The organism is Bacteroides sp. An269 (genome assembly GCF_002159755.1).
Lineage (GTDB): Bacteria > Bacteroidota > Bacteroidia > Bacteroidales > Bacteroidaceae > Phocaeicola > Phocaeicola intestinalis.
The window spans coordinates 1-6,077 of the sequence record NZ_NFJG01000161.1 but is presented as its reverse complement, the minus strand read 5'-3'; the positions used below and the strand labels follow the sequence as shown (position 1 = coordinate 6,077).

Annotated in this window: 6 protein-coding genes; 3 read left to right on the top strand and 3 right to left on the bottom strand. The window is 46.1% G+C overall.

Annotated elements, in window-relative coordinates; all coding sequences use genetic code 11:
• Window positions 1-541: 541 nt before the first annotated feature.
• The 3 genes from B5F71_RS18175 (at window position 542) to phnW (ending at window position 3,956) form a co-directional block, all read left to right on the top strand.
• Window positions 542-1,903 (top strand): DUF5690 family protein, encoded by a 1,362-nt coding sequence (locus B5F71_RS18175; protein WP_087213177.1) that lies wholly within the window; start codon window positions 542-544, stop codon window positions 1,901-1,903.
• Complete coding sequence (gene phnX, locus B5F71_RS18170) at window positions 1,900-2,694, top strand: phosphonoacetaldehyde hydrolase (protein ID WP_087213175.1); 795 nt, start codon at window positions 1,900-1,902, stop codon at window positions 2,692-2,694. Before B5F71_RS18175 ends, phnX begins: the two co-directional genes overlap by 4 nt.
• 176 nt (window positions 2,695-2,870) lie before the next feature.
• A complete protein-coding gene (gene phnW, locus B5F71_RS18165) occupies window positions 2,871-3,956 on the top strand; it encodes a 2-aminoethylphosphonate--pyruvate transaminase (protein WP_087213173.1) in 1,086 nt (361 codons plus the stop codon).
• An 82-nt stretch (window positions 3,957-4,038) separates the two neighbouring features.
• On the opposite strand, the gene B5F71_RS18160 is transcribed toward phnW, so the two are convergent.
• The 3 genes from B5F71_RS18160 to B5F71_RS18150 form a co-directional block, all read right to left on the bottom strand.
• Window positions 4,039-4,611 (bottom strand): plasmid pRiA4b ORF-3 family protein, encoded by a 573-nt coding sequence (locus tag B5F71_RS18160; protein WP_087213170.1) that lies wholly within the window; start codon window positions 4,609-4,611, stop codon window positions 4,039-4,041.
• A 158-nt stretch (window positions 4,612-4,769) separates the two neighbouring features.
• Window positions 4,770-5,117, bottom strand: a complete 348-nt coding sequence (locus B5F71_RS18155; protein WP_087213166.1) for a type II toxin-antitoxin system HicB family antitoxin — start codon at window positions 5,115-5,117, stop codon at window positions 4,770-4,772.
• Window positions 5,118-5,120: 3 nt separating this feature from the next.
• Complete coding sequence (locus B5F71_RS18150) at window positions 5,121-5,405, bottom strand: type II toxin-antitoxin system HicA family toxin (protein WP_013617533.1); 285 nt, start codon at window positions 5,403-5,405, stop codon at window positions 5,121-5,123.
• Window positions 5,406-6,077 lie beyond the last annotated feature (672 nt).

Below are 6,077 nucleotides of genomic sequence, written 5' to 3'. Positions count from 1 at the left end.
GATGACCCTGATTCCGGGCTTCCACCGCCTTCCTCCGCCCTTTCCGCTACGCTCCAAGGACGGAGGAAGGCGGTGGCGGAGTTGCACTTCTAACTTGACGGTGGGCATATAGCTGCACCGGCATGTGCCTGTATATGCAAGTTTGGAAGACACGAAGCGTTACAATTGTTACAAATGACAATTATAAAAGTGTATTTCAACAAGGCGATTCCAGATTCCAATGAGGGAAGACTTACACAACATAGAAATTATATATTATATATATTATATAATATATATAATATATAATTTTAAGAAGAAGTTCGCACCATCGGCTGGCTTACATGAAAACGGTTTTCAATTAATTGTAATTGTAACAATTGTAACGCTTCCTCATATTACAAACCGGTTTCATTTCCATGTCAGTGTGATGTCTATTTTGTAAAAGAACCGTTTCAGGAATGTTTCTGAATTGTTACACGAATATGATTCCTGCTTTATTCATTTTTCCCTTGACGGCAAGGCCCTACTTTTGCACCGGAATCAAAACGAGAACAGAAACATGAGAACTCAAACACAAACCATACCCGGAAACAAAAAGCCGATGCCCGACTGGCTCTTCGTGCTTTGGGCAGGAGGCACAGCCCTGCTTTCCTATTCCTTGGTCTATGCCCTGCGCAAGCCTTTCACGGCGGCAGAGTTCGAAGGGCTACAAGTGTACGGGATGGACTACAAGATAGCCGTCAGCATCATCCAATTGCTGGGTTATGTAAGCGCAAAGTTATTAGGCATCAAGTACATTTCCGAATTAAGGCCCGAAGGACGCCTGAAGTTCATCATCGGCTCGGCGGCTTTGTCCGAAATCTCGCTCATCGCTTTCGGCGTGCTCCCTATACCTTATAATATAGTGGCGCTCTACTTCAACGGGCTTTCGCTGGGCTGCATGTGGGGAGTGATTTTCAGTTTCCTCGAAGGGCGGCGCACCACCGACATCCTTGCCAGCATCATGGGCGTAAGCATGGCGCTCAGCTCGGGCGTAGCGAAATCGTTAGGCCTTTATGCGCTCAACCAGCTTCACGTGAGCGAGTTCTGGATGCCTGCCCTCATCGGAGCCGCGGCTTTTCCCCTGCTCTGCTTCACCGGATGGATGATGACCCGCTTCCCAAGACCTACGGAAGCCGACATCGCTTCGCGTTCGGAACGCGTCACACTGAACGGGCACCAGCGCTGGGCTTTGTTCCGCCGGTTCATGCCCCTGCTCATCCTGCTTTTCGGAGCCAACCTCCTGCTCACCGTACAACGCGACATCAAGGAAGACTTTATCGTATGCATCATCGATGTACAGACCATCTCTTCGTGGGCATTCGCGCAAATCGACTCGATAGCGACCTTTGTCCTGCTGGCTGTATTCGCCTTGCTCGCCACAACCTACAATCACCTGAAGGTGCTTTGCATGTTATTGATACTCTCTACATTCGGTATGGGAACCTTGGCGTTCTTAGGGGCGACCGAAGGAAACGAGCATATCCCCACCACCATCTGGCTCTTCCTTCAAAGCCTTTGCCTGGACATCGCTTACCTGAGCTTCCAGACCATCTTCTTCGAACGCTTCATCGCCTGCTTCAAGATAAAGGGAAACGTGGGGTTCTTCATCATTACCATCGATTTCGTAGGCTATTTAGGCACACTCGGCTTGTTGCTCTTCAAGGAATTCTGCGCCTCTCACATTGACTGGGCATCCTTCTACAACCACATGAGCCTGTTCATCGGAGTGGCATGCTGCCTTTCCTTCATCGCCTCGCTAATCTACATGATTTATGCCCGGAAGCGCAAGCAAGGTCCTCTGCCCGAGAAAGCAGAACAACCCGAAACAAGAAAGAATGAAAAAGAAAATAATATCTACTTAACAACTTCTGCTATATGAAAAAGATTGAATGTGTGATTTTAGACTGGGCGGGAACCGCCGTAGATTATGGATGTTTTGCACCGGTATCGGCTTTCATCGAAAGCTTCCGTACGCTGGGACTCGAAGTGAGCGCCGCCGAAACACGTGCCCACATGGGGCTGACCAAGATTGAAGAAATCCGTGCCCTGTTCCGTATCGACCACGTAAGCCAGGCGTTCCGCGAAAAATACGGACGTGACTATAACGAGAATGATATCCAATCCTGCTACGCCGAATTTCAACGTTTGCTTTTCAGCACCCTGCGCAACTATTCGGGTCCGATAGCGCATGTAGTGGAAACCATCGACACCCTGCGTGGCATGGGCATCCTGATAGGCTCCACCACAGGATATACCCAAGAGATGATGGACATCGTCATCCCTTCCGCCGCCGAGCAAGGATACAAGGTAGACAATTGCGTCACCTCGGACAACCTGCCCGCCGGACGCCCTGCACCTTATATGATTTATAAGAATATGTGCGACCTCGCCATTCCTTCCCGCTTCTCGGTATTGAAATACGGAGATACGATTTCCGACATCAAGGAAGGCGTAAACGCCGGCGTATGGAGCGTGGGAGTCATCTTGGGAAGCAACGAGCTGGGACTGACCGAAGAAGAAGTGCAAAACATGCCCGAAGAAGAACTGAAAGCACGTATGCTCGAAGTAAGATACCGCATGTATGCCGCCGGAGCACACTATGTAGTGGATTCCATCAAGGAACTTCCTGCCCTCATCAATGCCATTAACGCACGCATAAACAACGAATAACCGATAATACACCTTTTAATTAAAGGAGTTAAGAAGTTAAGGAGTTAAGCCAATACCTCTGTGTATACGGTTCTTTGACTTACTATTGGCTTAACTTCTAACGGAGCAAAGCGAAGTGATAACTCCTTAACTTCTTAACTCCTAAAAAATAAACTAAATATCAACCTATATACAACATGAGACCGTATTTATTATTGACCCCCGGACCGTTAACCACAAGTGAAACCGTAAAAGAAGCCATGATGAGCGACTGGTGCACGTGGGACGAAGACTATAACGTAGGCATCGTGGAAGTAATCCGCAAAGAACTGGTAGAATTGGCAAGCAGCCGCCCCGAAGAATATACTGCCGTACTGATGCAAGGAAGCGGAAGCTTCTGCGTAGAAGCGACCTTAGGCTCGGTCATCCGCCCCGAAGACCACCTGCTGGTTGCCGCCAACGGTGCATACGGCAAACGCATGGGGGTAATAGCCGACTATTATCACCTGAACTATCACCTGATGAAGTTCGACGAAACCCAACAGGTAGACCCGGCACAGGTAGACGCATACCTGAACGAGCATCCCGAAGTGACACACGTATCGGTAGTGCATTGCGAAACCACTACGGGTGTGCTCAATCCGCTGGAAGCCATCGCCGAAGTGGTAAAACGCCACGATAAAGTGTTGATAGTAGATGCCATGAGCAGCTTCGGGGGAGTACCCATCGATATGGCGCAATTAGGCATCGACTTCATGATTAGTTCTGCCAACAAATGCATCCAGGGCGTTCCCGGATTCGGATTCATCTTGGCACGCCGTTCGCTTCTGGAGCAATGCAAAGGCGTAGCACGCTCGCTCTCGCTCGACCTCTACGACCAATGGGATACCATGGAAAAAGGACACGGCAAATGGCGTTTCACCTCGCCTACCCATGTAGTACGCGCCTTCATGCAAGCCCTGAACGAACTGAAAGCCGAAGGAGGCATCGCCGCACGCCACGCACGCTATAGCGAAAACCACCGCACCTTGGTAGAAGGCATGCGCTCGCTCGGATTCAAGACCCTGCTGACAGATGAAGAGCAATCGCCTGTCATCACCTCATTCTATTATCCCTCGGCAGATTTCAACTTCAAGGATTTCTACCAGAAGCTGAAAGCGAAAGGCTTTGTCATCTATCCGGGTAAAATCTCTCAAGCTGATACCTTCCGCATCGGAAACATCGGCGATGTATTCCCATCCGATTTCACACGCCTGGTAGAAGCGATTAAGGAAATCAGATAATTCCCTAAAACGGAGTCAATACAGCAAGTCCCGGCACAAGGCATCATGCTTTTGTGCCGGGACTTGATACGTTATGTCACCCTTATAACTGAGACAAAAACAGGTTCGTTGCTTCAAGATTAAAGTAATTGGCATCCCAAGTCTCATCGTCTTCCAGCCCAAGCCATTCACGCATTTCTTGAGCTTCTTCTGATTCCGGGTCTTCTTCCAACAATCCCTTCATATATTCATAGCCGGGCACACCGCCACAATCTTCCGGAGGACAAGTTCCCTTACCTGCCAGACAACGGGCATGCAAGAGAGCCTCATCGGATACGGCCTCCAATTTGATCGTATGTATCCAGTCATCCCCGAAATCATACCAATAAACCAGACTTTTCGAGGAATCTTTTCCCCAAAAAGTACGCAATTTCAACTTACTTGCATCTTTTCTTGGAGCGAAAGAGAAAGCATCCATCTCATCCGGTTCGGATATATAGAAAGAACCGCCGTAAGCTTTGTCGGAAAAAGAATACAAATGCGCGTTTTCCCACCCAAAGGCTTCTTGGATTACGAAATGGAATTGCTGGAAAGTAAAAGAGTCCGGTACCAATATCCGCCTCCATACAGGCGGTTTGGTGATACCTTTAATCTGAATTTTAAATTGGTAAGTCATGAGCTATGTATATTTTTGTTTGTTCATCCTCTGTTTGCCACTTCACTATGCCACCCCTCAAGAACTGCAAATATACGAAAAGATTTTAAATTCTTTTCCGAAAACATCAACAGATTCACTTTCCATATTCCGGTTCCGGCCATTCCGGCCATTCTTGTTCACATGGCATATTCATGTTCCAATTCGTTCACGATAGCTTTATTGATGAATTCATTAATAGTAGTTCCGCTTCCGGCTACAGCCTCGGCCACACGTGAATGAAGTTCCGAAGACATTCTTACGATAAGTTTTCCACTATATGGTTTTTCCGGCTGTACGCCCCGTTCCTTACACTGCGAAAGATAATCGTCAACGCCTTCTTCAAAATCCTTACGAAGTTCGTCCACGCTGTTCCCCTCATACAAGATTGTTGCTTTATGCAATCCCTGTACTTTACCGAATAAGCAATTGTCTTCCGGGCTGAACTCTACAGATCCCGAATAGCCCTTATATTTAAAGAATCCCATAAATTATTTGTTTTTAGATTGTTCGTATTTTTCTATTAACCTGTTTTTCTGTATATGCTCTACAATACCTTTTATCACGTATGCCTTTAATATGCTTCCCGGATGCGGTTTGTGTAACGTGAAAGGAGCATCACCTTCCGGGTTTACAAATTCAACACGTGAACCTGATGTGCTTCCTTTATTGTTTTCTGTATATCCGAATATGCCGAACAACCTTTTAGCTTCATCATAAGTGAAGTCTTTCGGCTGTGACAATATACGGGCAATCAATTTTTCTTTAGTTCCCATCCTTTTATTATTTGAACACAAAGATACTAAATTTGATACTAAAAGCAAAATATTTCGTAGATATACTATGCACAATAGATGCCGCAAGAAGTATAAGAAGTATAGGTGTTTTATCAAATCTGTACCGACAAATCAAATTCTGATATATTTTCAAATTAATACATCGCCGGTTTCCATTTTTTGACAGGATAAACCTTTAATTTCCCATCAACCGTTTCCGTCCGGTCTATAAAATAGATTCTATCGCAAGATAAGCTCCTGTCCATAATCCAACATAGCGGATGCCCAAAAGAATACTAAAATCAATACCGTTTTCATCACCTATACATTTATCCAATAAAAAAACACAACGCCATACAAAGATAAGGCTTTCTTTATCATTTCATCCTGACACAGCATTAAATTCTCATTTTCTCCCCAAACATTTACTTTCGCGCTTGGATTGTATTATGTTTACAGACGTTTCGATTTTATGTTCCATGGGCTGGAACGTATATTCCACGCCTTGGAACGTATATTCCAGCCCATGGAATGTACATTCCGCGCCGTGGAACGTAAAATATATATTGCCGGAAACAGATTATAAACCTTAATGTATCATATTATCATGGATGCTCTTTATGATTTCTTGCCTGTGCCTTCTGCCAATGCGGAAGACACCACACCACGCCT

Excerpts from the sequence above, each read along its gene's own strand:
- phnX (WP_087213175.1), top strand. The coding sequence starts at position 1,900 with ATGAAAAAGATTGAATGTGTGATTTTAGACTGGGCGGGAACCGCCGTA.
- B5F71_RS18150 (WP_013617533.1), bottom strand. The coding sequence starts at position 5,405 with ATGGGAACTAAAGAAAAATTGATTGCCCGTATATTGTCACAGCCGAAA.
- B5F71_RS18155 (WP_087213166.1), bottom strand. The coding sequence starts at position 5,117 with ATGGGATTCTTTAAATATAAGGGCTATTCGGGATCTGTAGAGTTCAGC.
- phnW (WP_087213173.1), top strand. The coding sequence starts at position 2,871 with ATGAGACCGTATTTATTATTGACCCCCGGACCGTTAACCACAAGTGAA.
- B5F71_RS18175 (WP_087213177.1), top strand. The coding sequence starts at position 542 with ATGAGAACTCAAACACAAACCATACCCGGAAACAAAAAGCCGATGCCC.
- B5F71_RS18160 (WP_087213170.1), bottom strand. The coding sequence starts at position 4,611 with ATGACTTACCAATTTAAAATTCAGATTAAAGGTATCACCAAACCGCCT.